The sequence below is a fragment of the Streptomyces sp. NPDC059909 genome, from assembly GCF_042730885.1.
In the GTDB taxonomy this organism is placed as follows: Bacteria; Actinomycetota; Actinomycetes; order Streptomycetales; family Streptomycetaceae; genus Streptomyces.
In genome coordinates, this window is record NZ_JBHWKX010000039.1 from 1 (window position 1) to 2,704 (window position 2,704).

At 66.3% G+C, this 2,704-nt stretch carries 4 protein-coding genes; 1 reads left to right on the forward strand and 3 read right to left on the reverse strand.

Annotated elements, in window-relative coordinates; genetic code table 11:
• Positions 1-268: 268 nt before the first annotated feature.
• From ACFV9O_RS24760 to ACFV9O_RS24770, 3 genes are all read right to left on the reverse strand, one after another.
• Positions 269-544, reverse strand: coding sequence for a hypothetical protein (locus ACFV9O_RS24760; RefSeq protein WP_385421266.1), 276 nt, complete (start codon positions 542-544; stop codon positions 269-271).
• A gap of 208 nt (positions 545-752) precedes the next feature.
• Complete coding sequence (locus tag ACFV9O_RS24765; RefSeq protein WP_385421267.1) at positions 753-1,106, reverse strand: hypothetical protein; 354 nt, start codon at positions 1,104-1,106, stop codon at positions 753-755.
• A 299-nt stretch (positions 1,107-1,405) separates the two neighbouring features.
• Positions 1,406-1,597 (reverse strand): KOW motif-containing protein, encoded by a 192-nt coding sequence (locus ACFV9O_RS24770; RefSeq protein WP_385421269.1) that lies wholly within the window; start codon positions 1,595-1,597, stop codon positions 1,406-1,408.
• Between the two features lie 274 nt (positions 1,598-1,871).
• On the opposite strand from ACFV9O_RS24770, the gene ACFV9O_RS24775 reads away from it, so the two are divergent.
• The gene (locus ACFV9O_RS24775; protein ID WP_385421270.1) at positions 1,872-2,162 is read left to right on the forward strand and encodes a hypothetical protein; all 291 of its coding nucleotides are present in this window, start codon (positions 1,872-1,874) and stop codon (positions 2,160-2,162) included.
• The last annotated feature ends 542 nt before the right edge of the window (positions 2,163-2,704 follow it).

Sequence of the window (2,704 nt, forward strand, 5' to 3'; positions counted from 1 at the left end):
AAGCGGGTCCTGCTCGTGGCCGCCGACCGCCGACAACACAGAGTCACGACCACGGCGGCCTCATGATCGGCTTCACGGAAATCTTGGCTGAGCCTCGTTTCACCCGTTGCCGAGACAACGAGGGTGGGTTACGGGCGCGTTCGTACCCGGTAGCTCGGCCATCGAAGCCGCAGGTCACCCGTCCTAGGCGCCAGCCTCTCTCCTAAAGCGGTGATTGCTCGCCCGCGCGGTGGGTGCAAGCCCCTGGGCCTCATGTCACACCCGATAGCTACTGTGACCGCCATTGATGCGCGTAGCTTATCCGGGTCGTCCCGCGCCATTCGGGCCACGGCTTGGTCCACGTCTGCCCCTCCTCGGGAGGGGTATTGACCGGCAAGCCCGCGGCAAGGAACGCTCGGTGGTCGTCTGCAAACTCGAAGCCGTACTCGCCCTCGATGCGAGCGAACTCCGCTTCCGTCAGTCCGGCCTCGAACCGAAAGAGCCCCGTTCGGGCCAGATGCTGCGCAGCCTCGGCCCCCAGACGTGCCCCCGCCTCATTGATCATTGCGGCACCCTAATGCCTACGCGCTCCACCCGTTCCCCTGGGTTTAGCACCGTCTCAGTTTCCGTCTGGCTCAGATGCTCCCCGTGCCACAACCGCGCCAGATGGAGCGGGGAGCCACGGGGAACGGCGGTCACCGACGGTGCTCCGAGCCCGTGTCCGTCGATGTCGGCGTGCCGCAGGTCAGGCCCCAAGTCGCCCCACCTCGCTCCTAAAGTGGTGATCGCTCGACCCACCGCTGCAGGCGGGCGCAGGCCACCAGTGCGCTGCCGTCTTCGGTGAAGTAGAACAGGAAGGTCCATTTCTGATCGACAGAATCGATCAGCCCTCCGCGCACCGGCCGGCCATGCTCGCGGAGGAGCTGCACCATTCGTTCCAGCCCAAGAGGTTCGACTCCGTGCAGCCGCATGCGCCGAAGTCGGAGTGCAAAGACCCCGGCATGCCGCTCTGCGGGATGCGTCGTATCCCACACGCTGTAGGTGGCGCCGCTGCGGAGCGCGGCCAGAGCGCCCGCGGACACCTCGTCGTCACCGGCCAACAGCTTTTCCAGCACATGCCGTTCCATGCTCACCCCCGTCGAGATCCTGCGGTACAGCAGCCAGGTACCGCAACCCCAGCAACTGCCCCCGCCCGGTAACGTCCCTCTGGGGCCCAGTAGCGGCCGGAATGGCCGTCACTGGCCGATCCGGCTAGAGCTACGGATCAGAAGGTGACCGTGCCCGATCCGTGCCCGACAGGCCGGTAAACCACGGTCAACAGCGGGTGCAAGGAAGAGCCGTGCGGCTCGCCCTGACACCCGTTGCCGCTGGTCAGGCCGCCAACGACTCCCCGAGGCACGGTGATTCCCAAGCTCAGAGTGGGCACTCAGGCGTCGGACACCTTCTCTACCGCGTCGAGGGGTACGTCGATGCGCGTGTCGTCTCCGAAGACCTGTACAACCAGCTGCACGCGATTTCGCTCCCGGTCAATGGCGAGGACCGGACCCGTCAACTGGACGAAGGGACCATCAGTCACCAGTACGGTGTCCCCTGCCTGTAGCTCCGGGATACTCGGCACGGTCACTCCCTGGTGGCGGCGGTCAGCTCGAAGCGGGTGGCTGTCCGAGATCCTACGGGGCCAGCGCCGAGGGCCGTCTCAGGTTCCGGCTCATTCAGCGGGGTTCACGGCCGTTCAGACGGGACCAAAGGCGAGAGGCGATCCCAGAGCCGTCCTTCCGTGAACGCAGGTGAACGGCCCCGCGCTGAGCTCACCACACCACCAACAGACTTGGAAAGCACGCGCCTACGGCAACCTGCTGGCTCGCGTCCCAGTCGATGGGTGATCCTTGGGCATGACCTCCGAATCGAACGGCGCTCCGCCAGCGACCACGCACGTCAACACGATGACCGATGGGGTCACGAGAGTCTTCACGTGGGAGGAGAGCGCGCGCATCGAGGTGCGCAACCTCGGCGGGGAGATCGTCATCGAGGCGAACGCCGCAGGGCGGAAGACTCTGGCCGGCCATCTGCTCACACTCGCGCAGGACGGCACACCCGACGGGGCTCATCTGCACCTGGAGGACAACAACGGACTTGAAGACGGGTCCGCGAGCCTGGTTCTGGAGCGGTGCGACGGCGAATAGCCCGTGCCAGATCCGTGCCAGATCGAGCGGTCAGCCACGGTCACTCGGGGCACATGGCGGCGCAGATACCGGTCAGCATGCCCAGCCCCCTTGGGCGACTAGTGACCAGCGAGAACTCGTCCACGATCAGCGCCAGGCTTACAAAGCAGATGTCGGCGGTTCGAAACCGTCCGCGCCCACCAGCGAAAAGGCCCCCGCAGCGAGTCCCTGCGTTCTAGTGGTCGTCGCAACACCCCAGCTCGGGGAGTGCGATGGACTTCGAGATCCGGGACCGTTCGGTCAACGGGGGACGTCGTCCCTTGACCGAGGAACGGCGCGTCTACTTTCACCTCATGCAGCAGGGCGTGAGCAACGTGGAGGCGTGCCGGATCGTCGGGATCAACATCCGGACGGGAAAGCGTTGGCGTAACGGCCGCGCAGCGTCCGGCAGGACCGCCGGGGGGGCACCGACCCCCCCAATGGCGCCCCCCCCCACTCCCTCCCACCCCCCGCGCGAGGCAGAACAGAGCCATACCGCTGACCAGCCTTGGGAGAAGGACACC

What these genes read in the sequence shown, in the direction of transcription:
- ACFV9O_RS24760 (WP_385421266.1), bottom strand. Translation starts at nt 544, where the DNA reads ATGATCAATGAGGCGGGGGCACGTCTGGGGGCCGAGGCTGCGCAGCAT.
- ACFV9O_RS24765 (WP_385421267.1), bottom strand. Translation starts at nt 1,106, where the DNA reads ATGGAACGGCATGTGCTGGAAAAGCTGTTGGCCGGTGACGACGAGGTG.
- ACFV9O_RS24775 (WP_385421270.1), top strand. Translation starts at nt 1,872, where the DNA reads ATGACCTCCGAATCGAACGGCGCTCCGCCAGCGACCACGCACGTCAAC.